This window comes from Kaistia soli DSM 19436, from assembly GCF_900129325.1.
Taxonomy (GTDB): Bacteria; Pseudomonadota; Alphaproteobacteria; order Rhizobiales; family Kaistiaceae; genus Kaistia; species Kaistia soli.
This window is the reverse complement of the sequence record NZ_FQUP01000001.1, coordinates 60755-87285: the sequence shown is the minus strand read 5'-3', so window position 1 is coordinate 87285 and position 26531 is coordinate 60755. Positions and strand designations below refer to the sequence as shown.

At 64.9% G+C, this 26531-nt stretch carries 24 protein-coding genes and 1 tRNA gene; 14 read left to right on the top strand and 11 right to left on the bottom strand.

Annotated features, from left to right (window positions below; genetic code table 11):
- Positions 1-7: 7 nt before the first annotated feature.
- On the bottom strand, positions 8-1492 hold the full coding sequence (locus BUB39_RS00385; protein ID WP_073050949.1) for a sugar ABC transporter ATP-binding protein: 1485 nt from the start codon (positions 1490-1492) through the stop codon (positions 8-10).
- 62 nt (positions 1493-1554) lie between these two features.
- The gene (locus tag BUB39_RS00380; protein WP_073050947.1) at positions 1555-2607 is read right to left on the bottom strand and encodes a sugar ABC transporter substrate-binding protein; all 1053 of its coding nucleotides are present in this window, start codon (positions 2605-2607) and stop codon (positions 1555-1557) included.
- Positions 2608-2900: 293 nt separating this feature from the next.
- Between BUB39_RS00380 and BUB39_RS00375 the strand changes: the two genes are divergently transcribed.
- Both BUB39_RS00375 and BUB39_RS00370 read left to right on the top strand, forming a co-directional pair.
- The gene (locus BUB39_RS00375) at positions 2901-3749 is read left to right on the top strand and encodes a shikimate dehydrogenase (protein ID WP_073052632.1); all 849 of its coding nucleotides are present in this window, start codon (positions 2901-2903) and stop codon (positions 3747-3749) included.
- Positions 3750-3777: 28 nt separating this feature from the next.
- Positions 3778-5667 carry a bifunctional sugar phosphate isomerase/epimerase/4-hydroxyphenylpyruvate dioxygenase family protein gene (locus tag BUB39_RS00370; protein ID WP_073050945.1) on the top strand — a complete coding sequence of 630 codons (1890 nt, stop codon included), beginning with the start codon at positions 3778-3780 and terminating at the stop codon, positions 5665-5667.
- A gap of 55 nt (positions 5668-5722) precedes the next feature.
- Here the strand turns inward: BUB39_RS00370 and BUB39_RS00365 are convergent, their stop codons facing one another.
- Complete coding sequence (locus tag BUB39_RS00365) at positions 5723-6232, bottom strand: winged helix-turn-helix transcriptional regulator (RefSeq protein ID WP_073050943.1); 510 nt, start codon at positions 6230-6232, stop codon at positions 5723-5725.
- A gap of 85 nt (positions 6233-6317) precedes the next feature.
- On the opposite strand from BUB39_RS00365, the gene BUB39_RS00360 reads away from it, so the two are divergent.
- Positions 6318-6959, top strand: coding sequence for a dihydrofolate reductase family protein (locus BUB39_RS00360; protein ID WP_073050940.1), 642 nt, complete (start codon positions 6318-6320; stop codon positions 6957-6959).
- A gap of 15 nt (positions 6960-6974) precedes the next feature.
- Here BUB39_RS00360 and BUB39_RS00355 read toward each other — a convergent pair whose 3' ends face one another.
- Together BUB39_RS00355 and BUB39_RS00350 are read right to left on the bottom strand one after the other, a co-directional pair.
- Positions 6975-7793 (bottom strand): DeoR/GlpR family DNA-binding transcription regulator, encoded by an 819-nt coding sequence (locus BUB39_RS00355; RefSeq protein WP_073050938.1) that lies wholly within the window; start codon positions 7791-7793, stop codon positions 6975-6977.
- On the bottom strand, positions 7777-9075 hold the full coding sequence (locus BUB39_RS00350) for an ADP-dependent glucokinase/phosphofructokinase (RefSeq protein WP_175561666.1): 1299 nt from the start codon (positions 9073-9075) through the stop codon (positions 7777-7779). Before BUB39_RS00350 ends, BUB39_RS00355 begins: the two co-directional genes overlap by 17 nt.
- Before the next feature lie 274 nt (positions 9076-9349).
- Between BUB39_RS00350 and BUB39_RS00345 the strand changes: the two genes are divergently transcribed.
- Positions 9350-10378 carry a hypothetical protein gene (locus BUB39_RS00345; protein WP_073050934.1) on the top strand — a complete coding sequence of 343 codons (1029 nt, stop codon included), beginning with the start codon at positions 9350-9352 and terminating at the stop codon, positions 10376-10378.
- A gap of 51 nt (positions 10379-10429) precedes the next feature.
- Here BUB39_RS00345 and BUB39_RS00340 read toward each other — a convergent pair whose 3' ends face one another.
- Positions 10430-11581, bottom strand: coding sequence for a Gfo/Idh/MocA family protein (locus BUB39_RS00340; RefSeq protein ID WP_073050931.1), 1152 nt, complete (start codon positions 11579-11581; stop codon positions 10430-10432).
- A 227-nt stretch (positions 11582-11808) separates the two neighbouring features.
- On the opposite strand from BUB39_RS00340, the gene BUB39_RS00335 reads away from it, so the two are divergent.
- From BUB39_RS00335 to BUB39_RS00320, 4 genes are read left to right on the top strand one after another with little or no spacing between them, the layout of a single operon-like run.
- The gene (locus tag BUB39_RS00335; protein ID WP_073050929.1) at positions 11809-13155 is read left to right on the top strand and encodes an ABC transporter substrate-binding protein; all 1347 of its coding nucleotides are present in this window, start codon (positions 11809-11811) and stop codon (positions 13153-13155) included.
- Positions 13155-14093 (top strand): carbohydrate ABC transporter permease, encoded by a 939-nt coding sequence (locus tag BUB39_RS00330; RefSeq protein WP_084526805.1) that lies wholly within the window; start codon positions 13155-13157, stop codon positions 14091-14093. Before BUB39_RS00335 ends, BUB39_RS00330 begins: the two co-directional genes overlap by 1 nt.
- On the top strand, positions 14090-14926 hold the full coding sequence (locus BUB39_RS00325) for a carbohydrate ABC transporter permease (protein WP_073050927.1): 837 nt from the start codon (positions 14090-14092) through the stop codon (positions 14924-14926). The genes BUB39_RS00330 and BUB39_RS00325 overlap by 4 nt, the downstream gene beginning before the upstream one ends.
- 2 nt (positions 14927-14928) lie before the next feature.
- Positions 14929-15744 carry a sugar phosphate isomerase/epimerase family protein gene (locus BUB39_RS00320; RefSeq protein WP_073050925.1) on the top strand — a complete coding sequence of 272 codons (816 nt, stop codon included), beginning with the start codon at positions 14929-14931 and terminating at the stop codon, positions 15742-15744.
- A 272-nt stretch (positions 15745-16016) separates the two neighbouring features.
- Here the strand turns inward: BUB39_RS00320 and BUB39_RS00315 are convergent, their stop codons facing one another.
- From BUB39_RS00315 to BUB39_RS00300, 4 genes are all read right to left on the bottom strand, one after another.
- Complete coding sequence (locus tag BUB39_RS00315; RefSeq protein ID WP_073050922.1) at positions 16017-16529, bottom strand: P-loop nucleotide/nucleoside kinase family protein; 513 nt, start codon at positions 16527-16529, stop codon at positions 16017-16019.
- Positions 16530-16689: 160 nt separating this feature from the next.
- Positions 16690-17445 carry an SDR family NAD(P)-dependent oxidoreductase gene (locus tag BUB39_RS00310; protein ID WP_073050920.1) on the bottom strand — a complete coding sequence of 252 codons (756 nt, stop codon included), beginning with the start codon at positions 17443-17445 and terminating at the stop codon, positions 16690-16692.
- A gap of 79 nt (positions 17446-17524) precedes the next feature.
- Positions 17525-18547, bottom strand: coding sequence for a tagatose 1,6-diphosphate aldolase (locus tag BUB39_RS00305; RefSeq protein ID WP_073050918.1), 1023 nt, complete (start codon positions 18545-18547; stop codon positions 17525-17527).
- Positions 18548-18574: 27 nt separating this feature from the next.
- On the bottom strand, positions 18575-19837 hold the full coding sequence (locus BUB39_RS00300; protein WP_073050916.1) for an ADP-dependent glucokinase/phosphofructokinase: 1263 nt from the start codon (positions 19835-19837) through the stop codon (positions 18575-18577).
- A 123-nt stretch (positions 19838-19960) separates the two neighbouring features.
- Between BUB39_RS00300 and BUB39_RS00295 the strand changes: the two genes are divergently transcribed.
- The 4 genes from BUB39_RS00295 to BUB39_RS00280 all read left to right on the top strand — a co-directional run bounded on the left by BUB39_RS00295 (position 19961) and on the right by BUB39_RS00280 (position 23383).
- Complete coding sequence (locus BUB39_RS00295; protein WP_073050914.1) at positions 19961-20746, top strand: DeoR/GlpR family DNA-binding transcription regulator; 786 nt, start codon at positions 19961-19963, stop codon at positions 20744-20746.
- A gap of 71 nt (positions 20747-20817) precedes the next feature.
- A complete protein-coding gene (locus BUB39_RS00290) occupies positions 20818-21579 on the top strand; it encodes an SDR family NAD(P)-dependent oxidoreductase (protein ID WP_073050912.1) in 762 nt (253 codons plus the stop codon).
- Between the two features lie 150 nt (positions 21580-21729).
- Positions 21730-21806: transfer RNA gene (locus BUB39_RS00285), tRNA-Met, on the top strand.
- 287 nt (positions 21807-22093) lie between these two features.
- Positions 22094-23383 (top strand): AGE family epimerase/isomerase, encoded by a 1290-nt coding sequence (locus BUB39_RS00280; RefSeq protein ID WP_073050909.1) that lies wholly within the window; start codon positions 22094-22096, stop codon positions 23381-23383.
- 69 nt (positions 23384-23452) lie between these two features.
- On the opposite strand, the gene BUB39_RS00275 is transcribed toward BUB39_RS00280, so the two are convergent.
- On the bottom strand, positions 23453-24709 hold the full coding sequence (locus BUB39_RS00275) for an MFS transporter (RefSeq protein ID WP_073050907.1): 1257 nt from the start codon (positions 24707-24709) through the stop codon (positions 23453-23455).
- Positions 24710-24777: 68 nt separating this feature from the next.
- On the opposite strand from BUB39_RS00275, the gene BUB39_RS00270 reads away from it, so the two are divergent.
- On the top strand, positions 24778-25212 hold the full coding sequence (locus BUB39_RS00270) for a helix-turn-helix domain-containing protein (protein WP_073050905.1): 435 nt from the start codon (positions 24778-24780) through the stop codon (positions 25210-25212).
- Positions 25213-25395: 183 nt separating this feature from the next.
- Positions 25396-26526, top strand: a complete 1131-nt coding sequence (locus tag BUB39_RS00265) for an alpha-D-ribose 1-methylphosphonate 5-triphosphate diphosphatase (protein WP_073050903.1) — start codon at positions 25396-25398, stop codon at positions 26524-26526.
- Positions 26527-26531 lie beyond the last annotated feature (5 nt).

Genomic DNA, 26531 nt, shown 5'->3' with positions numbered 1-26531 from the left:
GGCTTCCTCAGGCGGCGAGCGTCGGATGGATCACGTCGCGGACGATGCTCTCGGGCGTCGAGGATTCCGCGGAGACGACCCTGACCATCCGGCCGTGATAGAAGGTCGCGATCTGGTCCGCGAGACCGAGCACTTCCTGCGTATCGGAGGACGCGAAGATCACGGTCAGCCCGCGCTCGGCGAGACTGCGGAGATGGCGATAGATTTCGGCCCGGGCGCCGACATCGACGCCGCGTGTCGGCTCTTCGACGAGCAGGACGTCGGGTTCGATGCCGAGCCACTTGCCGAGCGCGACCTTCTGCTGGTTGCCACCGCTGAGATTGCCGGCAAGGCGCGTCAGATAAGCGAGGTCGATGCCGAAAAGCTCGGCGATGCCGCGCGTGTGGCGGCTTTCCATCACCGGCGAGATCATCTGCAGCCGCGAAACGCGATCGAGCGCCGGCGCCGAGAGATTCTCCGGCACGGAACGCACGGCAAAGATGCCGTCGCGCTTACGATCATCGGAGCAATAAGCGACCTTGGCGGCGATCGAGTCGGCGATCGAGTGCGGCGCGAAAGCGGCGCCACGCAGCTTCATCGTTCCCGATGCGACGGGGAGGACGCCCGCCAGCATGCGCAGTACCGCATTGGCACCGCTGCCGACCTGTCCGGCCAAAGCCAGGATCTCACCGCGCCGAACGCTAAGCGATATCGGCGCGAGCAGCCCATGGCCGATGCACTGATCAAGTTCGACCACGCTCTCGCCCATGCGCGTCGCGCGGGCAGGGAACATCTGTTCGAGCTTCCGCCCCAGCATGTGTTCGATCAGCGTATCGACCGTCAGCGAGGCGGTCTCGATCGACGGAAAGCTGCGGCCGTTGCGCAAGACGGTCACGCGTGTCGAGAGTTCAAAGACCTCGGCCATCCGATGCGTGACATAGATGACGGCGCAGCCATTGTCTGCCAGCGTGCGCACCGCGCCCTTGACGCGCAGGATTTCGGCATCGGACAAGGCGGCGGTCGGCTCGTCGAGAATGGCGATCCGCGCCTTGCGCGAAAGCAGCCGCGCGATCTCGACCAGTTGCCGCTCGGCGACTGAGAGATTCTCAGCGAGTTCGAGCGGGTCCACCTGTTCAAGGCCGACCTTCAGCAGGAACGGGCGGGCCTTGGTGGAAAGGCTGCGTGGGCTTCTGAAGAGGCCGGCATCGGTATCGCCGAGAAAGACATTCTCCGCCACCGACAGGCTCTCGACGATGCTGAGCTCCTGCGCCACATAGGCGACGCCGGCCGCCTGTGAATGCCTCGGGCTGCGGATCGTGACAGGCTCGCCAGCTATTTCGATCGTCCCGGCATCGGCGGGCTCGATCCCGGCGAGAATCTTGACGAGCGTGCTCTTGCCCGCGCCGTTCTCGCCCATCAGCGCCATGACTTCGCCGCTGCGAACTTCGAGTGCGACCTCCCGCAGGACTTCCGTCGCGCCGTACCGCTTGGAGATGTTCGTCATCCGCAGCATCGGTCACTCCAATCAAATGCCATGACGCACGAGGCGTCATGGCAAGCTGCATGGCAGAGGCGTCAGAAGTTGCAGAGCTCGTCCGCGGACTTGCCCCACATCTTCGCTGCGTCATAGGCCGCCTGCGAGTTGCCCACGGCGGGATTGGGCAGGAAATTATACTTGAAGACCGGGTCGCTGTCGGCCGGCGGCGCGTCCGGATTGTCGGCGAGATAGGTTTCGCCGTCCTGGACCTTGCCCTGGGTGTTGAACTTGCCGAGCGCCTGGACGGCCATCCAGCCCTCCCAATAGCCCGACTGGATCGCCGTGCCGGCGATCTCGCCGTTCTTCACATGCTTGGAATCGCCGTGGCAGGTGCCGCCGACGATCAGGATGTCCTTGCCGGGGACGAGGCCATTCTCGCGGGCCGCCTGCGCGGCAGCGCCGGCGAGCGAGTCGTTCTCGGTATAGAGCCAGGTGAGCTGGCCCTTGTTCGCCGGGATGATCTGCGCGGCGACCTTGTACCCCTCGTCCTCGAGGAATCCGGCCGTCGGCACGACGGTAAGGACGTCGAGCTTGCCTTTCACCGCATCCTGGAAGCCTGTCGCCCGGTCGTCACCAGCCGAGACACCGGCCGGGAACCGGATGATCGCGCCCTTGTCGCACTTCACGCCGCTCTTGGCGCAAGCATCGAGCAGGATCTCGGCGGCGGTCTTGCCGGAGAGGAAGTCATTGGCGCCGGCATAGGCGGTCCAATAGGCTTCTGTGCCCTTGATCGGATACTGGTTGGAGACGATGACCGGCGCGCCCGACTGCGAGAGCGCGCGGAGCGAGCCGACCCCGGCTGCGTTCTCGAACGGCCACCAGACATAGCCCGCGACCTTCTCGCCCGAAGCGAGCTGCTGCTGAACCTGGCTGTCCTGTTCGGCCTGGTTGAAGTTGTTTTCGATGACCTTCAGCGTGTAGCCGAGCTCGCCGGCTTTCGCCTGGGCGCCCTTGGCCCACTGGCCGATATAGGGATTGGTGCTCGACGGGACGAAGGCAACGATCACGCCCTTGTCCTCGGCCAGCGCCGGCGAAGCGCAAAGACCAGCCAGCAGCACCGCCGCGATCGGCAGCGACATCTTGTAGTTCATGGATCCCTCCCTTGGCCCTTGGGCCGCGGCCGTTGCAGGCCGATCTCGTGAGCAGCAAGCAAGCGCCGGCTACCGAGTTCCTCCCCGGAAGCGCTGGTGCAGCTGCGACCAAACTGGTAAACTATCTAGTTCGTACATGTCAACGCCACGTCTGTCCGCTCGTCTGTGTAGCGACGTGGACGAGTCGGCCAGACGCGAAAACGCCGCGCAAAAATCAATGTACGAACTGGTTCGTTCTGATATGAAGCAGGGGAAACGGAATGGGGGAACTGGCTGTGTCGAAGGTCGCAAAGATGGAGGCGCCACTCCGCGCGGGCCTGATCGGCTCGGGAATCGGCGCCTCGCGGACACCTTCGATGCATATGGTGGAAGGCGCCGCGCTCGGCTTCGCCTACGAATATGAACTCATCGACCTGAAGGCGCTCGATCTCGGCGTCGATGCCTTGCCCGCGCTGCTCGACAGCGCCGAGCGGCGGGGACTGGTCGGCCTCAACGTCACCTATCCCTGTAAGCAGCGCATCATTCCGCTTCTGGACAGCCTTTCCGCAGAGGCGGAGGCGTTGCAGGCCGTGAACACGGTGGTTTTTCGTGGCGGCCGCCGCGAAGGGCACAACACCGATTGGTCCGGCTTCACGATGGGTCTCCAGGCAGCCCTGCCGGATGCCGACCTTACCTCGGTCGTCTTGCTTGGCGCGGGGGGCGCTGGGGCAGCCGTCGGCTATGCACTGCTGCGCATGGGGGCACAGAGCCTTGCCGTGGTCGATATCGATCACGATCGCGCACGCCAGCTTTGCGAACAACTGCGGCAGAGTTTCCCCGACCGAAACATCGTGGCGGAGGCTGACGTCGCGCGCGCCATGGCCGGGGCCACGGGCCTCGTGCATGCGACGCCGACAGGGATGTTGAGCCATCCCGGTCTGCCGCTGCCGGAAAGCCTGCTCCGTCCGGACCTCTGGGTCGCGGACATCGTCTATTTCCCGCTTGAAACCGAGCTGCTGCGCGTTGCGGCTGCAAAGGGCTGCCGGGTCGTCAACGGCGGCGGCATGGCGATTTTCCAGGCTGTCGGGGCCTTCCGGCTCTTTACCGGCCTGGAGCCAGACCCGGCCCGCATGCGCCGCCACTTCGCGAGCATGGGATCCTAGGGACGGCATCGAAGCACGGAGGCGCAGCATGAAGACGTCGATAGCTACGGTTTCGCTCAGCGGCGATCTTGCCGAAAAGCTGCGGGCCATCGCGGCGGCGGGTTTTGACGGCGTCGAAATCTTCGAGGCGGATTTCCTCGCCTTCGACGAAACGCCGCGGGCCGTCGGCGCGATGGTGCGCGATGCCGGTCTCGAGATCACGCTGTTTCAGCCGTTCCGCGACTTCGAGGGTCTGCCCGAGCCGCAGCGTCAGCTGGCCTTCGACCGGGCCGAGCGCAAATTCGATGTGATGGGCGAACTCGGCACGGAACTGATGCTGGTCTGCTCCAACGTCTCGCCGCTGTCGCTTGGCGGCATTGATCGCGCGGCTGCCGATTTTCGTGAACTCGGCGAGCGGGCGGCGCGGCGCGGCATCCGCGTCGGCTATGAAGCGCTTGCCTGGGGGCGGCACATTCACGACCACCGCGACGCCTGGGAGATCGTCCGGCGCGCCGACCATCCGAATATCGGGCTCATCCTCGACAGCTTTCATACGCTGGCGCGGAAGATCGACGTCGCGTCGATCCGCTCGATTCCGGCCGACAAGATCTTCATCGTCCAGCTCGCCGATGCTCCGATGGTGGAGATGGATCTGCTCTATTGGAGCCGCCACTTCCGCAATATGCCGGGCGAGGGCGGCCTGCCGGTCGTTGATTTCATGCGCGCCGTCGCGGCGACCGGCTATGCGGGGCCGCTGTCGCTCGAGATCTTCAACGACCAGTTTCGCGGCGCGTCGCCGCGCTCGATCGCGGTCGACGGCCATCGCTCGCTGATCAACCTGATGGATCAGGTATCCCGCGACGAGCCTGGCAACCGGATCGCTGTGCCGGTGATGCCGCCACGGGTGGAGGTGAAGGGCGTCGAGTTCGTCGAATTCGCCACCAATGACACTGAGGCGGCGGCGCTCGGCGGAATTTTCGCTCTGCTGGGCTTCGAGGAAGCGGCGCAGCACCGCAGCAAGAAGGTGACGCTCTATCGGCAGGGCGAGATCAACCTCTTGATCAACACCGAGCCGCGTGGGTTGGCGCATTCGTCCTTTGTGACGCATGGCGCATCCGCCTATGCGATCTGCCTTCGGGTTGAGAACGCAGCCGACACAGTGAAGCGTTCGGAGGCGCTCGACGCCGAGATCTACGAGCAACCCGTCGCGTCTGGCGAACTCGTCATCCCGGCTATTCGCGGCCTTGGCGGCAGCCTGCTCTATTTCATCGACGAGACGAGCGAACTCGGCACGCTCTGGCAGACGGACTTCCTGCCAGTCTCGACAAGCGACGCGCCGCCGTCGCGTCTGACGCGAATCGACCACATCGCGCAGACCATGAACTACGAAGACATGCTGTCCTGGCTGCTCTTCTATGGCTCGATCTTCAAGACCTCGAAGACGCCGATGCTCGACGTCGTCGATCCCTCCGGTCTCGTCCGCAGCCAGGTGATCGAGAACGACAGTGGTTCCTTCCGCCTGACGCTGAATGGCGCGGAAAACCACCGCACGCTGGCCGGTTACTTCATCGCCGAAACCTTCGGTGCCGGCGTGCAGCATATAGCCTTCGCCGCCGATGACATCTTCGCAGCAGCTGACGCAGTTGCGGCCGGCGGGCTCGACGCGCTGGCCATTTCCGCCAACTATTATGACGATCTGGCCGCCCGCTTCGGGTTCGACCCAGCGCGGATCGAGGCGATGCGCGCACGGAACATCCTGTACGATCGGGACGAGGGCGGCGAGTTCTTCCAGTTCTACACGCCGGTGCTGGGCAGCGGCTTCTTCCTGGAGATCGTGGAACGCCGCGGCGACTATGCCGGCTATGGCGCCTCGAATGCGCCCTTCCGGATCGCCGCTCAGAAGCGAGGCCTCCGGCCGCCGACCATTCCAAGACTATGAGGAGACCGGCGCGTCATGCGGCGCGGCGCCTAACCGCAGGCAGGACGAGCCGCCGTTACCGCGATTGCGCCAGCGTCGCGCGATAGGCGGCGGTCAGGCCATTTAGAACTGGTGAGCCGACTGTGCCATTCGCGCCGCCGATCGGGTCGGCGATGTGGATGGCGCGCAGATCGTCCATGAACGCATCCCACATCGCGGGTCCGCCTTCTTCCAGCAAGCGTGCGCGAATGCTCAAGGGCTCGCTCACCGGAAGGTGGCGGCGACCCCAGGCGCCGAGCGCTGCGACCACAGGAACCAGTTGGATAGAAGGCTCGGTCAGGCTGTAGATGGACTTCTGGCTGTGGCTCGGATCATCCTGTTTGGAGATCAATCCGAGGCCGACAAGACGTTTCAGGCGCGCCGCCAGGATATTCGAGGCGATGCCCTCGTCGGAGCGTGTCAGGAGCTCGCGAAAATGCCGCCGATTGCCGAACATCATGTCGCGGATGATCACAAGGCTCCAGCGGTCGCCCAGCACCTCCATGGCGAGATTGATCGGGCAGCCCGACCGCCGTTCGATATCCAAGGTCATCTCCACTGAAACCGATTGCAAAATAGGATTGGTCGTGCGAGATCACAACCAGTTGCAAGTCGCAATCAGGAGGGTTGTCATGAGCAAGGTACGTGTCGCGGGTTTTGCGCTTTCGATCGACGGCTTCGGGGCAGGGCCGGAGCAGAGCCTCGATAACCCGCTTGGGGTCGGCGGGCGGGACCTGCATCGCTGGTTCTTCGGCACGCGCACGTTCCGATCGATGTTCGGCCAGGAGGGCGGTTCCGAAGGCGTTGACGAGACCTATGCGGCGCGTTCGATGAGCGGCTTCGGCGCCTTCATCCTGGGACGCAACATGTTCGGGCCGATCCGCGGCGAATGGCCTGACGATGCCTGGAAGGGCTGGTGGGGTGACAACCCGCCCTATCACACGCCGACCTTCATCCTGACCAACCATGCCCGGGCGCCGATCGAGATGGAGGGCGGCACGCGCTTCATCTTCGTGACGGACGGCATCGAGGCGGCGCTGGAGCAGGCGCGGGCCGCGGCCGGGTCGCTCGACGTCAAGATCGGCGGCGGCGTCAGTACGGTGCGGCAATATCTGCAGGCCGGGCTGATCGACGAGCTGCATTTCGCCGTTTCGCCGATCCTGCTCGGGCGGGGCGAGCCGATGTTTACCGGTATCGACCTGCCGGCGCTCGGCTTCCAAGTCAAGGAGCACGCGACGACCGAACTCGCCATGCATGTCGTCGTGGCGCGATAACGCGCCAAACGAGGCTCAGCCGGCCTCGGACGGATCGACCTCGGCCACCGTGACCGTGACGCCGAAGGCGGCGAGGGCCGCGAGGTTTTCCGGCGTCACGCCGCTATCGGTGATGATCTCGTCGATCCGCTGCACCTCGCAGAACGTGCAGAAGGCCGGGGCGTGGAATTTCGAGCTGTCGATCAGCAGGATCGTGCGCCGCGCCGAGGAGAGCATGATCCGCTTCATCGAGGCGATCTCGATGGCCGCATCGGTCAGCTGGTTGCCGGTGATTGCCTGCGCGCCGACGAAGCAGAGATCGGCATGCACGGTCTTCAGGAAGGTCTCGCCGGGATCGCCGACCAGCGTCTGCGATCCAACACGCAGCGAGCCGCCAGGCACGATGACGCGGATGGTCGGCGCCGATCGGCAGAGGCTGGCGATATCGAGGCTGTTGGTGACGGCCGTCAGCTCGACGCGCCGTTCGACGGCAGCGCGCGCTGCCTCCAGCACGGTCGAGCTGGAATCGAAGATGACGCTGTCCTTTGAGGAGAGGCGGGTCGCCGCGAGACGGCCGATCGCCCGCTTCTGCAAGGTGAAGAGCTGGGCGTTGGTCGAAGAATCAAGTTCGAAGGTGGCGCGGGTCGGCGTCGCCAGCACGGCGCCGCCATGCGTGCGTTCGAGATAGCCAGCATCGGTCAGATATTCGAGGTCGCGGCGGATCGTCGAGGCCGACGCGCCGATGCTCTCGGACAGTTCCTGGATCGAGGCCGCGCTGTGCTTTCGGAACCATTCGAGGATCATCGCCCGGCGTTTGACCGGGATGATCTCGACACGCTTAGAGACAGGTTCCATGAATAGATCGGCTCCCGATTTTAGTCGCGTTCCCGGGATAGACGATGCGCTCGTCGGCGGCAATTGCAGCGCCACCCTTGCTTGCGAGGGCCAGAAGGCAGCCGGCGGTAAAGGTGTCGCCGAGCCCGAGCGTCGTCTTGGGGTTGCGGAGGTAAGGCGCGGCCACCGCGACAACGGACCATCGCCCGAAGCGTTGCGCGACCGGCAATGGGGGATCGAGGAAGTGGGCGCCGTCCGGCGTGTGACGTGGATGGATGGGCACGCCGGCCTCGGCACGACATGACGCGATGAGCGCCCCGGCCATCAGCGCGTCGCGCTCCAATGCCGGATCGTCAAGCGTGGCGCTGGCCACCCATTCATCGGCATGGACAGTAATTCGGCGCAGTCCGAAATCCTCGCCAAGGCCTATCAGCCGTTCTTCGATGCTCTCGGCCGGATCAGCGAGCGCGTTCAGTTCCGAAAGGCTCATGCCGAGCGAGGTCACGCGCGTTCCGAGCCGCGCCAGCATGGCGTCGCGGGCGGCCGTCGTGGCATAGCCGGCCAGCTCGAGATGAACGGTTGCGACGCCGCGCGCGCGCCAGGCGTCGACGAGTGCGCCGATCCGCTCGGTCTCGCGCCCCATATCCGCCAACGCGACGCCGTTGAAGCCCGAGACGACGGCGGCGCCGGCATCGCCCGCAAGAGCGACGCTCAAACGGTCGAAATCCGGGTCGTGTTCTAGGCCGGGATCCTCGAAGCGCACGATGATCCGGGACGAGCGGGGCGGCACGCGTCCAGCCATCGGGCGGCCCGCGTGATATTCGAAGACGTGAATGGGCGGGCGGGGAAGGCCGCGGCGTGTCGCCTCGGACGCCGGCACGGCGCGATCGCCTTCGGCGAGAAGGATCGACCGGTCGACATGGCCGAGCGTGTAGGCGCTGCGATCGGCAAGCGCGACGAGCCCGCTGGCCCCGAGTGTCCCGAGCGCCCAGGCAATATGCGGGCCGGTGCCGCCAAAGGCGGTCACGGGCGGCGCGACACTGGCCAAGAGGGCGGGTCCCGCCGGCCATTCCTCGCGAAACTCGCCACCGACCCCTGCCGCGGCGCGAGCCAGGAGCCGGCCAACGAAGTCCTCCGCCTCGGGCGTCGGCAGCTTGCCAAGCTGATCGGCGAGCGCGGCCAACGAAAAGCGGCTGTCGATGCAGGCTGAGAAGCCGCAAAGCACCAGCCGCGCGGCGCCGACATAGCGCTCGAAACGCGGCAAAAACCGCTCATAGCCTGCCTGCCAATCCGCCTCGCTCACCGCGAAACCCTCCAACTCAGCCGCATCCAAGGCTAGTGCGCAGGTCGGTGGAGGGTCAATGGCATAAATTGACAACGAATGGAATGTTTCAGAACGAAGATGTCCGCAGTGATGGCATGTTGCACCTGCGAGGGAGCAACAGAGACAATTTTTGTGCAATGCAGTAGCATAAATCTGAGCAATCGCTTGACGATCCGTTCAACAGCAGATCATTCTGCGGCAATAAACACCTAAAATATTCCAAACTCGTCCAGTCAGTGCCGGAGCCTCAAGAGTGTCACGCCTCGATTCCAAGCTCGCCAACATCCGCGCCGGTCGCTATCGGCGCAGCGATTTCATCATTGCCGATGCAAAGGACGGCGATATGGGATCGGGCGTCAGTTATGCCGCTCCGAAGCGCGACGCCGATGGCAGCTGGTCGCGCTATCGGACGCGGCAAGAGTTCCTCGAGGGCATCCGCGCGATCGTCGAGCAGGACATCGTCGACATCATGCTGACCTCGGTCTCCAATCTGGAGCGCCTGGTCGAGATGGGTGTGTTCGCCAATTCCGCGGTCAAGCCGGCGATCCGCGCCAATGACGCAACGGATTGCTGGGGCGGCGTGCGCGGCCAGACTTATGGCAAGACGCCGAGCCGGCCGTTCCGCACGGCCGATCTCGGCCGCGTGATGCAGGCTGTCGTCGGCCCGACGCCGGGAGAGCCGCTGACCGATCTCGGTCTCTATTCGGTGACCTTCAACAACGACGTCGAATCCGATCTGCGCTCGCTGGAGGAGTTCGCGGCGTTTCGCGACGAGGCGGCGCATTGGGGGCTGCATTACTTCTACGAGGTGTTCAATCCCAACGTCGCCTGCGGCGTCGACCCGGAGCTGATCCCGCATTACGTCAACGACTGCATCATCCGTTCGTTATCGGGTGTCTCGATCGCCGACCGGCCGCTGTTCCTGAAGATCCCCTATAACGGCGCCAAGGCGCTTGAGGAACTCGCCTCCTTCGATCCCTCGCTGGTCGTCGGCGTGCTCGGCGGCGGCGCGGGAACGGCGCGCGACACATTCGAGCTGATCTACCAGGCCGAGCGCTATGGCGGCCGTCTCGCTCTGTTCGGACGCAAGATCAATCTCGCCGAGGCGCCGCTCGAAATCATCAGCCTGATGCGCGAAGTCGCTGACGGGTCGATCCTGCCCGCGGAAGCCGTCAGGACCTATCACGCGCGGCTGAAGAACGCCGGGATCCCCTCGATCCGTTCGCTCGGGGACGATCTCGTCGTGACCGAGGCGCCGCTGAAACCGGCCGCGAGCGGCTAGGGCGCAGGGAGGAAAACGCCAGTGTCGCCCACCCCACGCAACCGGCCGGCCTCACGCAGGGGCCAGCAGACCTTGCAGGGAAGCCGCCTCGGCCTCGCCGAGCGCGGCTGGGCGAATATCGCCGGCATGAGCGATCTCGATCGTCCGGTCTTCAAGGCCGGCGGTCAGGATCGATTCCATGATGTCGAGCACATGCAGCGCGAGCTCGCCCGACGCACGAGGCTTGCGGCCGCTTGCAAGCGAGGCCGCGAGATCGGCGACACCGAGCATCCGGTAGTTGGCGCGATCCGGCGCGGCGAAGGGCCAGTTGATCCGGCCATGCAGGAGCTCTCCTGTCGCGTGCTCTTGCCAGGGCGCGCCGCCCTCGCTGATCGCGACCGTTCCGCCGAACGTGTCGGGGTCGGGCAGGCGCAGCGACCCTTTGGTGCCGTGCAGCTCGATCGGATGGTTGCCATGGGCGAAAACGTCCCAGCTCATGACGAGCGTCACGACCGTGCCCGCCTCGAATTCGAGCAGCGCCATCACCGTCGTGGGCGTGCCGACCGGGAAGGACGTTCCCTGGAACGGGCCGGCCGCGGTGATCAGCCGTTCTGCCTGGCCGGATGTCGCGACGGCGCGGACGCGCCGCACCGGTCCGAGCAGGTTGACCAGCATGGTGATGTAATAGGGGCCCATGTCGAGCACCGGCCCGGCGCCGGGCTGATAGTAGAATTGCGGATTGGGGTGCCAGTGCTCCATGCCGCGGCCCATCATGAAAGCAGTGCCGGCAACGGGCTTACCAATCGCGCCCTCATCCATCAGCCGCCGCGCCAGGCGGCCGGCGGCGCCGAGAAACGTATCGGGCGCCGAGCCGAGCGCGAGGTCTTTGGCGCGCGCCGCCTCGACGAGCCGGCGGCCCTCGGCTGCAGTGACGGCGAGCGGCTTCTCGGTGAACACATGCTTGCCGGCATCCAGCGCCGCCATCGAGACGTCGAAATGCGCCGCGGGAATCGTGAGATTGAGCACAAGGTCGATATCGCCGGACCCGATGAGCTGATCGACGCTCATGGCGGGGATGCCATATTCGCGGCCGCGCAGCGCTGCCTGCTCAGGCGCAATGTCGGCGCAAGCGGCGAGCTGGACGCCGGGGAACAGCGCGGCATTGCGCATATAGGTCATCGCGATATTGCCGCAGCCGACGACGCCGATGCGCAGATGCTTCATGGAACCCTCCCGATCATGTTTTTCGGGTGGGCATTCAGCCTGCCGCGCCCCCGGCACCGCCTCCGGTGTCGTGACGCGATCCTAAACCAAAGCGCGATTCTGATTTGTGCATTTTTTTGCATGCTGTTTTTTGCAAAAAGATGCTTGACCGTGCGTCCGGCCCGGTCAAGATGGCCTCAATAGAAAAGATCCGCGGCACAAGGTCCGCAGGACAAAGGGAGAGAGACATGTCTCAGGATGAGTCCGGCCGTTCGGCCGCGAAAACTGCGCTCGCCGCATCGCTCAACCGCCGCAGCCTGCTGAAGGGGGCTAGTCTTGCCGCCGGTTCGATGGCAGTGGGCGGTGGCCTGCTCGCCTCGACGGCATCAGGCGCACGCGCGCAGGGCCGCACCGAGATCACATTCGCCAGCGCCAAGTTCTACGCCAAGAAGACGATCGCGCAGATCGTCGACGCGTATAACGAGAGCCAGACCAAGATCCACGTCAAATACATCGAACTGCCGCCGCCAAGCTCCTCCACCGAAGTGCATCAGGCGCTGGTTCAGCAGCTCGCACGCCGCAATGGCGCGCCGGACGTGTTCACGCAGGACGTGGTCTGGATCGCGGAATTCGCCGGCGCCGGCTGGGCGCTGCCGCTCGACGAGTATTTCCCGGCTGCCGCGCGCGCCGAATATTTCCCCGGCCTGATCGATGCCTGCACCTATCAAGGCAAGCTGACCGCGCTGCCGTGGATCGTCGACGGCGGCATGCTGTTCTACCGCAAGGATCTGCTTGAGGGGATCGGCGCCAAGGTTCCCGAGACCTGGGCCGATATGACGACCATCGCCATGGAGCTGCAGAAGAGCGGCAAGGTCGACTTCGGCTATCTCTGGCAGGGCAAGCAGGCCGAAGTTCTGGTTTGCGACGCAGTGTCGGTCATAGGCTCCAATAACGGCTCGATCCTTGCTGCCGACGGCAAGTCGGCGACAATCGGCAACGATCAGGCGGTGGAGGCGATCCAGTTCCTCTACGACACCATCAACAAGTCCAAGATCAGCCCCGCGGACGTTCTTTCCTGGGATGAGGAGCCTTCACGTCTGCCGTTCACCGGGGGCAAAGCTGCGTTCCTGCGCAACTGGTCCTATGTCTACGGCATCGCGCAGGACAAGAGCGCGTCGTCCGTCGTCGACAAGGTCGGCGTGGCCCCGCTGCCGCATTTCGCGGGCGGCAAGAGCGCGTCCTGCCTCGGCGGCTACCAGTATGGCGTCAACGCTTCGACGAAGAATCGCGAAGCCGCGGTTGAATTCCTGACATGGATGTCCTCGCCGGCGACCCAGCTTCGTTTTGCCATCGATCTTGGCCTCGCCCCGACGCGCCCGGCTGTCTATGACGAAGCGGAACTCGCCAAGGAACAGCCCTTCATGCAGACGCTGCAGAGCGTGTTCACAGGCGCGACGCCGCGTCCGGTGACGCCGAAATACGCCCAGGTCTCGCTGGCGCTGCAGTCTGGTCTCTCGCGCGGCCTCGTCTCCGGTGACATCAAGAAAGAGCTCACCGCGACCGCCTCCAAGATCGACGCGATCCTCGGCGCCTGATGTCGCTGCAGCAAACAGCCACCGCCATCGCCGGTCCCCGAAAGGGGGCCGGCAACTCGTTCAGATGGCAATTTCTGACGCCCTGGTTGCTGTTGCTGCCGGCGTTCCTGTCGCTCGCCTCGGTCTCGGTCTATCCGATCCTGAACGGCCTATGGCTTTCCTTCACCAACACCTCGTTGATCACCCAGGAGCACGACTTCGTCGGTTTCGCCAATTATCGGCTGCTTTGGGTCGACGATCTGTTCTGGAACGCCTGGTGGCATACGATCACCTTCACGGCGGTCTCCACGCTCGCCGAGACGCTGCTCGGCCTTGCCATCGCGCTGCTGCTGTTCGAGCATTTCGCGTTTCGGGGCGTCGTGCGCGCCGCGATGCTCGTGCCCTGGGCGATGCCCACCGTTGTGACATCGAAGATGTTCGGCTGGCTGTTCGACGGCCAGCACGGCCTCATCAACTATTTGCTGAAATCCGCCGGCATCATCAGCGAGAACGTCAACTGGCTCGGCTCGGTCGACAATGCGCTTTGGACGATCATCTTTGCTGATGTCTGGAAGACGACGCCCTTCATGGCGCTGCTGCTGCTGGCCGGCTTGCACACGATCCCGAAATCGCTGATCGAGGCGGCGCGCATGGACGGCGCCCGCTCTCTGGCGACGTTCTGGTATGTACGGCTGCCGATGCTGTTGCCGACGCTGCTCATCGCCGGGCTCTTCCGCGCGCTCGATGCCTTCCGCGTCTTTGACCTCGTCTATGTGCTGACGGGCGGCGGTCCTGCGGATTCGACCGAAACGCTGTCGACCCTCAACTACAAGACGCTCTTCTCGACGCTGCAGTTCGGCTACGGCTCGGCGATCTCGACGGCGATGTTCATCACCGAAGCCATGATCGCGCTCGGCTTCTGCATCTTCCTCTATGAGCGGCTGAGGCGACAGAAATGATTTACGCTTACAGCCCACTCCGCCGGTTCGGACTTTATATCGGAGCCCTGCTGGCACTGATCTGGTCCGGCGGCCCGTTCCTCTGGCAGTTGTCGAGCTCGTTCCAGCTCGACCGCGAGCTGACGACCGGCTCGCCGAAGTTCTGGCCGTCGCCGTTCACGATCGAGCACTATATCAATCTCGTCGTCGAGAAGAGCTTCCAGGAGTACATCTACAATTCGATCATCGTTGCGAGCCTGACGACGCTCTTTGGTCTTTTTGTCGGGTCCCTCGCGGCGTTTTCTCTGTCGCGGCTCGACATACGCGGCAAGTTCGGCGTGCTCGGCATCATCCTGTCGATCTCGATGTTCCCGCAGATCGCCATTGTCGGTCCACTTTACCTGCTCGCATCCGATCTCGGTCTGCTCGATACCTATGCGAGCCTCGTGATCACTTATCTGGCGCTCGGTCTCCCGTTGGTGACCTGGGTGCTCTTCGGCTATTTCGAGACGTTGCCGCGCGAGATCGACGAGGCGGCGCGGATGGATGGCTGCTCGACGCTCGGACTCCTGTTCCGCATCATCCTGCCGATCTCCCTGCCCAGCCTCGTGACGACGGGCCTGCTTGCCTTCATCGCGGCCTGGAACGAGTTCATGTTCGCGCTGGCCTTCACCTCATCGATCGAGCACCAGACCGTGCCGGTCGGCATCGCAAACTTCACCAATCTCTATTACGTGCCCTGGGGCGACATCGCGGCGGCCTCCGTGGTCGTCACCGTGCCGCTGATCGTGCTGGTGCTCGTTTTCCAGAAGCACATCATCGAAGGCCTGACGCAGGGCGGAGTTAAGGAGTGACCATGCAACGCGACGTCAGAGTCGGCTGCCAGACCTTCACCTGGGAAATGCTGGGCAACGCCTGGCGCGGCGGCCCCGACGACCTGCTCGACGCCATCGCCGCCGCAGGCTATGCCGGCATCGAAATCACGGACACGATGATCGGTCATTACGCCGGCCGCCCGAGCGCGTTTGCCAAGGCACTGGCCGCCCGGCAACTCGATCTCGTGGCCTTCGCCATCGGTTCGGACAGCGGCTTCACCGAGCCGGCGATGGTCGATGCGGATCTTGAGGATGTCGCCCGCGCGATCACCTTCGCGGGGTCCTTTCCCGATGCGCTCGTCTCGATCGGATCGGCGACGGTCATGTCGCCGGGCGAGCGGAACGCGAAATTCGCGACGGCGGCCGACTTCTACAATCGGGCCGCTGCGCTTGGCCAGGACGCCGGGGTCGGTGTCGCGGTGCATCCAAGCTCGCACCACAACACGCTGCTCTATGACCGCGCCGATTATGACCAGCTATTCGGCCTTCTCGACGAGAACGTGGGCTGGGTGCCGGATACAGGCCATATGCTGCGCGGCCATCCCGATATGCTGGACACGCTCCGCCGATATCAGGCGCGCATCCGCTATCTGCATCTGAAGGATGTCGATGCGTCAGGCACATGGGCAATGCTCGGTGCCGGCGTCTGCGACACGCCCGCGGTCGTGGACATCGTCACGGCCGCGCCTCGTTTCAACGGCTGGCTGGTGCTCGAAGAGGAATCCGACGAGGCCGCCCAGGATGCGGCCGTAGCCGTTCGCCGCAACCGCGAGACGATGCGCGGGCTTGGTTATTGAATTTCGATCGTGCCGGCCGCGTACCCGGGCCGGCACCCGGCAGGCGTCGCTGAATTCCCTCCCAGGCGATGCCTCCCGAACTGCCTGTCGGCCCAGGTTCCCGTCCCTGGGTCGGCAGGTTTTTTCTTTAAGGCGCGCGATCAAGCCGCCTCAATCAATGGGCGGCGGCCCTAGAGCATCGGACCGAAAAGCGGAATCCGACGTTCGGAAGAATCCGATGCGAAAACAAAGAGATAGATTGCCATCGAGCGTCCGCCAGGACGTCTGGCGATCTAGCGAATTCCGCCCTGCGCAAGCCTTGAGATCAATGCGGCGACGGATCGTTCGACATCCTGCGTCGCCGTATCGATGACGAACGGGTGCCGTTCCCATGGCTCATAATGTCGGGCGGCGACTTTGTCCCAGCTCGGTTTCACCAGCCCCTCGACATCGGTCGGCCGCGTCTCGACCCTGCGGCGATGCTCTGCCTTGTCGGTGCAGATGATCTCAACCTCGACGGCCGCTGTCCCTGCTCGTTCCGCAACCGACAGCCAGGCATCGCGCGTCACTTTCAGTGCATTCACGGAATCGGCGACGACCGTATTGCCGAGCATCAGGTTGTCTTCCGCTATCCCGTAGCAGACGATGTACCCTGCCGGGCCGACCTCCGCCCTCAGCATGCCGGATGCCTGGATATTCTGCTCGACTGTATCGGCGCGGACATAGACCGCCCCGATTTCTCTCGCGAGCGCGCGAGCGATCGTGGTCTTTCCTGCGCCTGGCAGACCGCCGAAAATGATGAGCATGAATTCGAATCCTCCGGTGTCGATGCCTCCGGCACCGACGGGAGGATAGCCGATCGCGGACCGTCATGGCGCATCCCGCGATGCTCCGTGGCCCCTTCTGCCTGAGCCGCTGCAAGCACGGCTCAGGCAGAACGGGATCGGGGGCAGCGAGACCGAGCCTTTAGAAGGCGCCGAGGCCGCCATTCACCTCAATGATCTCGCCCGTCAGGAACGACGACATCGGCGAGACCAGATAAAGCACCGCACTCGCTACATCTTCGGGCCGGCCTTCGCGGCGCAGCGGCGTGCGGTCGACCGTGGTCTTGCGGCCTTCGGCGGTCGAGAAGCGGTCATGGAACTGCGTCCCGATCAGGCCCGGGGCAATTGCATTGACGCGGATGCCGTCCGGGCCGAGCTCCTTGGCCAGCGCCCGCGACAGCGTCGAGACGCCACCCTTCGACGCCGCATAATGCGTGGCGCCCATGCCGCCGCCGTCATGGGCTGCCAGCGAACTCATCAGGACGATCGCGCCGGATCGCGCCTCGACCATCTGCGGGATGACGGCGCGTGCCGTCAGGAATGCGCTGGTGAGATTGAGGGCCATTGCCTCGTTCCACAAAGCGAGCGAGCAATCGCTGACGCGGCTGCGCTGGATCAGTCCGCCGGCATTGGCAACAGCGATGTCGATCGTGCCGAACGCCGCGTTGGTCGCCGCGACCGCCATCGATGCGGCATTCTCTTCCTTGAGGTCGGCGAAGAGGGCGCGTGCGCGGTCCTTCGGTGCTTTTGCGACGATGTCCTCTGCGGCCTCGCGGCTGCTGGAATAGGTGAAGGCGACGCGAGCGCCTGACGCAAGGAGCGCTTCGACGATGGCCCGGCCGATGCCGGACGCGCCGCCGGTCACGAGGGCCGTCTGGCCCTCGAGGTCGATTGGCATGGTTGTAGTCCTTGAAGGGGGAGGGAGGGAGGCGGAGCCGTCGCTCACGGACGGCGCGGCTCCGCAGAAGCGCGGCTCCTTACTGCCAGTCGCGATACCAGCCGTCCGGGAAGGCGGCGGCAAGGGCCTCGCCGGTCAGCGCGGGGGCATAGGGGCGGCCATGCTTGCGCGCGACGGCGGTCAGTTCCGACAAGCGGTCGGCGGCCTGCGTCGCCGCAACGGCGCGGGCTGCGGGATCGCGGGTCGCGACGGCGTCCTGCCAGATCGAGCGGCCGCCGAGGAAGCCGGAGGCGCCGGCCGAGCAGGCCACCTCGACCTGGTCGCGGAATTCCTCATAGCCGACGCCGGCCGAGAGGATGACCCAAGGCTGCTTCATGCCGTCATTGAGACGCTGGCAGGCCTTGGCGGCGGCCTTGCGACCCTCGGGCGTCGAGACGTCGCCGGGGAATTCGACCTTCAGCATATCGGCGCCGAACTCGGCCGAGATATGGGCCGATTCGATGATGCCTTCGACGCGGCGCTCCAGCCAGGCCGTGCTCTTCTGGTCTTCTCCGGGCAGCGCGAACCAGATCGGCTCGACCACCAGCGGGATGGACTGCGCGTCGCATTCGACGACGAGGTCGCGCACGACCTGGCGCTGCAGTTCGGCCGTCTTGGCTTCGGGGCGATAGAACCACAGCAGTTTGACCATGTCGGCACCGAGCATGCGGATCTTGCGAACGTCCCAGCCGGGCCGCATGCGCGTGCGGCGCTCGCCATCGACGACGTCGAAGCCCTCGCCCTCGATCGACGAGATGAGGCCAGTGGCGCCGGGCAGGGCGCGCGAGGCGATGACCTGCGCCAGGCTGAACTGCGCCTCGAGCAGGAAGGCGCTGGCGACGGGCGCCACGGCCTGAACGAGTTCGAGCTTGGCATCGACGGCCTGCTGATAGCTGACCTTCGAGCGATCGTCGGCCAGCAGGTCCTTGAAGCTCAGGAGATGGTCGAGCGCGAGGATCGCGAAATAGCCGTCGGCGGTCGTCACGCGCTGAAGGCCGCGGATCTTGCCGGGGTCGGGGATGGCGGGCTTCGGGTCTCGCGCGGAAGCAGTGGCTGCAGTCACGGGGTCAGTCTCCAGTGTGAGGGGATGTCAGGGGGCCGGCTGGCCGAGAACGAGCAGGCAGCCGGCAACGAACGTGTCTCCGAGCCCGATCGTGCTCTTGGGGCTCGGGAGATAGGGGGCGGGACAGGCAATGACGGACCAGCCGTCAGCAAGCGGCGCAAAGGCCGGAAGCGGCTCGAAGCAGGCATCGGCTGGGCAGAGCACCGGCAGCGCATGACGGCCGAGGCCGGCGCGAGCCGCGGCCAGGAGACAGCCGGTCATCAGCGCGCGCTTCTCACGCGCCGGGTCGCCGCGCGTCACCGCCAGCGCCCATTCGTCGGCATGAATGGCGACGCGGTCGAGCGACCAGCGTTCCGCGAAGCGGCGAACCGCATCGGTATCCGTCAGCGCCGCATCCCCGGAGAGGGCGCGCCATTCGGAAAGGCTCATGCCAACCGAGGTCACGGTTCCCTGCAGCGCTGTGAGCAGCTTTTCCGGTAGGGCGGGCCGGCTCCCATAATCGGCAAGCTCCTGATGGACGAAGGCGAGTCCCGCCGCGCGCCAGCGCTTGGCGAGGCTCGCCACCGTCGCGATCGCCTGATCCATCTGGTCGTCTGGCGTCGAGACGAGGCTCGAAAGCACCGCGCCGCCGGCACGCGCCGCAAGCAGCGGACTGGCGAGCGCAAAGGTCACGTCGATCTCGGGGCCGTCATCGGCGAGACGCACGATGACACGCGTCGAGCGGCGGACGGTTTCACCGCGGATCGACGCCCCGACGGTGGTTTCGAAGATCCAATGACGCGGCTTTGCGGTTCCGCCTGCCGCAACCGCGCCGGCTCGCACGAGGCCTTCGCCATCGGCCAGCAAAACCTGCCGATCCAGCACGCCGAGCTGGGCGGCGCTGCGATCGGCCAGCGCCATCAGGACATCGATGCCGAGCGGCGCCAGAACATTGGCGATCTGTGCCGAGGTGCCGCCGACACGCGTCACATGCGGCAGTGTCGCGCCGAGAAACGCATCACCCGCCGGCCAGGGGAGGGCGATCTCCCCGCCGATGCCGGCCTGCGCCCGGCGCACCAGTTCCTCACCGAGCTGCCGTGCTTCAGGGGGTGCGCCGTCCGCAAAGAGCGCATTCGCATCTTCGAGGCGAACGAGCGCATCGACGAAGGCAGAGAAGCCGGCGATCACGGGACGCGCTCTTGCCGCGGTGGCCGGAAGCGCGTCGGCGAGCTGCGCATAAGCCTTCGCCCATGCGTTGCCATCATGCGCGGAAGCCAGATCGATGATGCCAGGGGTGTCGGCCGCCGCCATTGCGCGCCCTTTGCGTCTTTATGCGGTTAAATGCGTTGTTATGCGCTTAATGTCTGTTATGCCTTCACTCTGGTGCCGTCAAGCGGCATCCTCTAGATTGCAAGGACAAACCGGAGTTCCCTGATGGCAAGAAAGCGAACGGCCTCGCTGCCGATGAGCCGGCGGACGGAGATGATCCGTATCGTCACCGAGCGCGGCAGCGTGTCCGTCCCTGAACTTGCTGATCTGTTTCGCGTTTCGACCGATACGATCCGCCGCGACCTTGATGCTCTGCACGATTCCGGCAAGCTGGTGCGCGCGCATGGCGGCGCTGTCTGGATGCCGGGCGGCGATCGCATTACACCCGTCGCGGATCGCATCGGTGCTGAAACAGACGGAAAAAAACGCATCGCCGCGGCCGCATCGGGCCTCATCGCCGATGGCGAGGCGCTGGTCGTCAACGGGGGCTCGACGACGCTGGCCTTCATCAAGGCGCTCGCCGGCCACCGCGCGCTCAACCTCGTGACCAATAGCGTGCCGGTCCTCGATCAGCTTAATCCCGCCGCTTTTTCAAACGTCTATGCGGTGGGCGGAGAGTATCAGCCGGCAACCAAGGTGATGCTCGGCCCGCTGGCGCTGTCGGCCAATGGTCGCGTCAATGTCGATACGGCGGTGATCGGCGTGCGCGCGATCAGCGCAGCGGCCGGCATTTCGACGGCCTTCATCATGGAAGCGGAAATGATCCTCGCGATGACGCGCCTTGCTCGGCGGACGATCGTGCTTGCCGACGCGCGCAAGTTCGAGCAGAGCGCCTTCGCGACCATCGCGCCGCTTGGCGAGATCGATATGCTCGTGACCAATGCGCCGCCGCCGCCAGCGCTTGCGGCCGCGCTGGAGCTCGCGGGTGTCGAGACCATCCTCGCGCCCTGATCCCCCTCATCAGACACGAACTCAAAACCGACGGCCGGCCGACATATGGCCCGCCCAGAAGGAACGCCACGATGACTTTTGCAAACTATCCAAGCCTCAAGGGCCGCTCAGTCTTCATCACAGGTGGTGCCGCCGGCATTGGCGCATCGCTCGTCGAGGCCTTTGCCGCGCAGGGATCGCGCGTCGGCTTCGTCGATATCGATGTCGCGAGGGGCGAGGCCCGCGCGGCTGAGCTCGCCGCCAAGGGCCATGACGTCGCTTTCGAGGCCTGCGATCTTCGCGACATCCATGCGCTCAAATCGGCCTTCGGACGCTTGGCGGAGCGCGTCGGCGCAGCCGAGATTCTGATCAACAATGCGGCCCATGACGATCGCCATGGCTGGGAAGAGGTCACGCCGGACTATTATGACGGCCGCATCGCCTCGAACCTCAAGCACATGTTCTTTGCGATCCAGACCGTCGCGCCGGCAATGATCGCCGCCGGCGGCGGCTCGATCATCAATTTCGGTTCCAATTCGTGGATGGAAGCGGTTGGCGGCATGCCAGTCTATACGAGTGCCAAGGCGGCGGTCCACGGCATGACGCGCTCCTTCGCGCGCGATCTCGGACCTCATCGCATCCGCGTCAACACGATCGTCCCCGGCTGGGTCATGACCGAGCGGCAGAAGGCGCTCTGGGTCACCGAGGAGGGGCTCGCACGCCAGCGTGCACGCCAGTGCCTGCCCGATCTGATCGAGCCGGTCTATCTCGCCAACATGGCACTCTTCCTCGCCTCCGATGATTCCGCGATGTGCACGGCAAACAACTATATGGTCGAAGCTGGCTCGATCTGAGTTCGTTTGCGAGGGTTTCCGCTGCCTGCATGAGGGAAGGCGCCTTGTCATCGCCCGCCCCAGCGCCGGCTCTCCATTGGAAATTCCGATCAAGCCCGGAAAAACATTTGCGTTTCGGGAGGCGCCAGCCTACAAGGCGCCTCCACTTATCGCGGGGTGGAGCAGCCCGGTAGCTCGTCAGGCTCATAACCTGAAGGTCATCAGTTCAAATCTGGTCCCCGCAACCAAGTCATGTGAAAGGCCCGCCCTCTGGCGGGCCTTTTGCATTTTGGCGGTGGCTTTGCGAGGCCAGCCTTCCGCATCGCTCCGACACCGAACCGACGGCCGGCCCATAGATTTTCCAAGATGTATCCAATGGAGCGTTCGGCGGCCTACGCGGAATCGGCTATTGATAGCGGCGACCGGTCTCTTGACGTGGTCCAATATCGTGTCGGCAGGGTTCTGGGGATCGAACGTGGTTCTCGGCCAGTGCCGTGCAAAACCGCTTCAACTCCAAGTCTGAAGAGACGCCTCAATGCCAAACAACGCCAAGCCCCTGTGGACCGGAACGACGGGCCCGCGCTTTGTCGAACGTGCCGCGCACCGCCACTGGCTTCTCGGCCAGGCCTCGTCGCTGTTCGACTTCTTCCAGTTTGCGAGTTTCAATCCGAAGGGCGGTTTCTTCACGCTGACGGATGAGGGACTGCCAAATCCGCCGAAGGCCGGCAATGCCGGCGTCGTGCGCGAGCTTCATGACACGACGCGCATGGTGCATTGCTCGGCCGTCGCCCATCTGCTCGGCGTGCCGGGCGCGGATCGGAATGTCGATCACGGCATGGACTTCATCTGGAATCGCCATCGCGACACAGCGAATGGCGGCTATTTCTGGGGCGTCGACGACGACAAGGCCACTAATCCGAACAAGCTGGCTTACGGCCATGCCTTCGTGATTCTCGCGGCCTCATCAGCCAAGGTCATCGGCCATCCCGACGCCGATCGGCTGTTGGGCGATATCCTTGAGGTTCTGCAGACGCGTTTCTGGGACAAGGCGGCCGGCGCGACGACCGAGGAATATCGGGCCGATTGGAGCGTGATCAGCGACTATCGCGGCCAGAATTCCAACATGCATCTGACGGAAGCCCTGATGGCCGCGTTCGAGGTCACGGGCGACCGGCAATTGCTGACGATGGCCGAGCGGATTGCCGAACTCATCATCAACCGCCACGCCAGGGAGCAGGGCTGGCGCGTCGCGGAGCATTTCAACAGCGACTGGTCTGTCGATCGCGACTATGTCGGCGATCCGATGTTCCGTCCGAAGGGCACGACGCCGGGTCATGCGCTCGAATGGAGCCGGCTGCTGGTTCAATTGTGGGAACTCGGCGGGCGGGCGCATGCCTGGATGCTGGACGCTGCCAAGAACCTCTTCCTCAAGACCGTCGAGACGGGCTGGAACAATGCGTCCGGCGGCTTCTATTACACGCTGACCTGGAACGACCAGCCTGATTGCAGCGATCTCTATTGGTGGCCATGCGCCGAGGGCATCGCTGCGGCGGCAGTTCTCGGCAGCGTCGATGGCGATCCGCGGTTCGAGGAATGGTATCGCCGCATCTGGGGCTTCGTCAGCAATCACATCATCGATCGGAAGCATGGCGGCTGGATCCCGGAACTCGACGCCAACTTGAAGCAGGTCAATCGCGTGTTCACGGGCCGGCCGGATATCTACCACGCCGTCCAGGCCTGCCTGATCCCGTTGCTGCCGCCGAATGGCAGCATCACGCGCGGCCTCGAGGGCAGTGGCTCGATCTCGCTGCTAGCCGGTCGCTGATGTCGTCCAGTCTGGCGCCTACCTGCGGGATGGGCGCCACACTGGATGGCCGTTCCCGATCCTTCGCGGTCACGGCGACGGTTGCACCGTCTTTCCGCGGAGGTCTGCTCCAGCCGGAGCGAGCGCGATGGCGATCGCCGCTAGGATCAGGCCGCCTGCGAGCAGGAAAGTGATGCGCATGCCGCCCGCGATGGCCGCGGTGTTCGCATGGGCGAAATCGGACGTCCCGACGCCGACGGCGAAGACGGCGCCCATGGCCGAGGCCCCGGCGATCAGCCCGACATTGCGCGACAGCGTCAGCAGCCCTGAAACGGTGCCGCGCCGGGCTTTGGGGATGTCGGCCAGGACCGCCGTGTTGTTGGCGGACTGGAACAGCTGATAGCCCGGCGTTAGGACCGTGATCGCGAGCACGTAGCCACCGACGCCGATCAGGCCGGGCAGGATCGCCAGCAGGAACGCGCCTGCGGCCAGAAGGAAAAGCCCGATCGCAAGGACGCGTCGCAGACCGAGCGCATCGACCATGCGGCCCGACGGAACGCCGGCGGCGATCGAAATCAGCGGCCCGACCGACATCACCAGCCCGACCATCGCGCCTCTAAGGCCGAGAGCGAGGCTGAGATAGAACGGACCGACGACCAGCGTCGACATCATGACGGCCGCGACCAGCACATTGACGAGCAGGCTGGGCAGGATGGCGCGGTTGAGGACGGCCCAGAGCGGCGGCGGCGCTGCCTTATCGTTAGTCATCCCGCGCGGCAGCGTCGCCAAAGCGAGGACCAGCGCCATCAGGACGAGCGGCAGCTGTACCAGGAAGATGCCTCGCCAGCCGGTCAGCCCAATCAGGACGCCGCCAAGCGAGGGTCCAAGCGCCGTTCCGAGCGCCGACACAGTGCCGAGCAGACCCATGGCGCGTCCGACCTGTGCGTCATTGGCGCTTTCGCGCATCAGCGCCATCGAAAGCGTCATCAGGAAGGCCGCGCCGATCCCCTGCAGCAGCCGTGCACAGATCAGCAGCCCAAGGTTGGGCGCGAGGCCACAGAAGAGGGATGCTGCCGCGAACAGCCCAAGGCCGAGGAGATACATCCGTCGCAGCCCGTAGACATCTCCGAGCCGCCCGACGAATACGACCGAGACGGTGAGGGCCGCGAGATAGCCGACAACGACCCACTGGATCTCCGAAAACGACGCTGCGAACGCATTGGTCAGGGTCGGCAAGGCGATGTTGGCGATGCTGGTACCGAGCGAGGCCAGCAGCATCGAGAGCGCCAGCGTTGCCTGCATGCCTCGGTGCTTCCGCTTCGATACCGTCGATACCCTCTGTTCCATGTGGTCACCTCTTGCTTCGATACTCTTGAAAGCGCAGGCTACAAATTCAAGTCGACTTGAGGTCAAGCATGAAATTTCTCGATATCGGCGAGGTGGCCGCAGAGACCGGCATACGGCCGTCGGCGCTGCGCTATTACGAGGAGATCGGCCTCATCGCCCCCGTCTCGCGCCGCGGCCTGCGGCGCCAGTTCGAGCCGGACGTGCTACTGCAGCTGAAGCTGATCACCATGGGCCAGAGCGCCGGCTTCGCGCTCGATGAGATCGCCGGCATGTTTGGCAAGAACCGCGAGCCTGACCTGCCGCGTGCTGCGCTGCATGAAAAGGCCGATGCCATCGACCGTCAGATCTCCGAATTGAAGGCTCTCAGCGACACGCTGCGCCATGTCGCCGACTGCCCGGCGCCGTCACATATGGAATGCCCGACCTTCCGCCGTCTCGTCGCGCTTGCAGGGAAGCGGGCCCCAAGACGGAAGGCCCGCAAGGTGATGCCAAAGCCGGCTTGAAGGTCTCGCCGCGCTGCCTTCAGGGGTCGCCGGCGCGCTTCTCATACGTCATAAAGACGACACGAGAAGCCGCCCTGTTATGCCGCGCGCTGCCGCCCCGATTCCCGGCCAGCGCTGCGCGCTCCGGCCGCTGGCCCGCGCTGCTGCCTTGCCCGTCCTTCGTCCAGCCTTGCCGGAGTTCCCATGTCGATCGCGTCCGAACCGCTCAACATCATCCTCGATGACCGCATCGTCTTCGGCAGCGTGACGCTGGACGATGACCGCATCCACGCCGTCGAGGGCGAGGAGCGCTCGGTTCCGGGCGAAGCCGACTTCCTGATCCCGGGCCTCATCGACATTCACACCGACAATATCGAGCACCATTTCCAGCCCCGTCCCGGTGTCAACTGGCCGTCTACGCTCGGCGCGGTGCTGGCGCATGACTGGCAGGTGCTCGGCGCCGGCATCACGACGGTGCTCGATTCGCTTTCTCTCGGCGATTACGACAGCCGCGGCGCCCGCACGGCGATGCTAGATGCCGCGATCGGCGGCCTGACCGAGGCCCGCGCCGCGGGGCTGCTCCGGGTCGATCACTATTTCCATTTCCGCTGCGAATTGTCGGATCCGGCCCTGCTCGACATTGTCGGGCGGCATATCGACAATCCCGGCCTTCGCCTGATGAGCATGATGGACCACACACCCGGCCAGCGTCAGTGGCACGATGTCGGGCTCTATCGTGAATTCCGTCGCAAGAAGAATGCGCGCGTCTGGTCCGACGATGAGTTCGCAGCCTATATGGCCGAACGGCGGGCGCATCAGGCCCACTATGTCCCGGCAAGCCGCGACGCCATCGCCACGGCGGCAAGCGAGCGCGGCATCCGTCTTGCGAGCCATGACGATACCAGCATCGCCGATGTCGACGAGGCGCGTGGCCTTGGCATCGCCATCAGCGAGTTCCCGACGACGCTGGCTGCCGCGATGGCCGCGCGTCAGTCGGGCATGGCGATCGTCATGGGCGCGCCCAATATCGTGCTCGGCGGATCGCATTCCGGGAATGTCGGCGCGGCCGAGCTTGCCGATGCCGGGCTGCTCGACATCCTGACATCGGATTATGTGCCGACCAGTCTGTTGCAGGCGCCGTTCATCCTCGCGCGGCGCGGCATGCCGATCCACGAGGCGATTAGCCTCGTGACGGCGAAGGTCGCCGACGCGGCAGGCTTCGCCGACCGCGGACGGATCGCGCCGGGTCTCCGCGCAGACCTCGTCCGCGTCGCGCTCGTTGGCGGCGTTCCGGTCATCCGCGCCATCTGGATCGAGGGAAGGCGCGTCGTCTAGGGAGA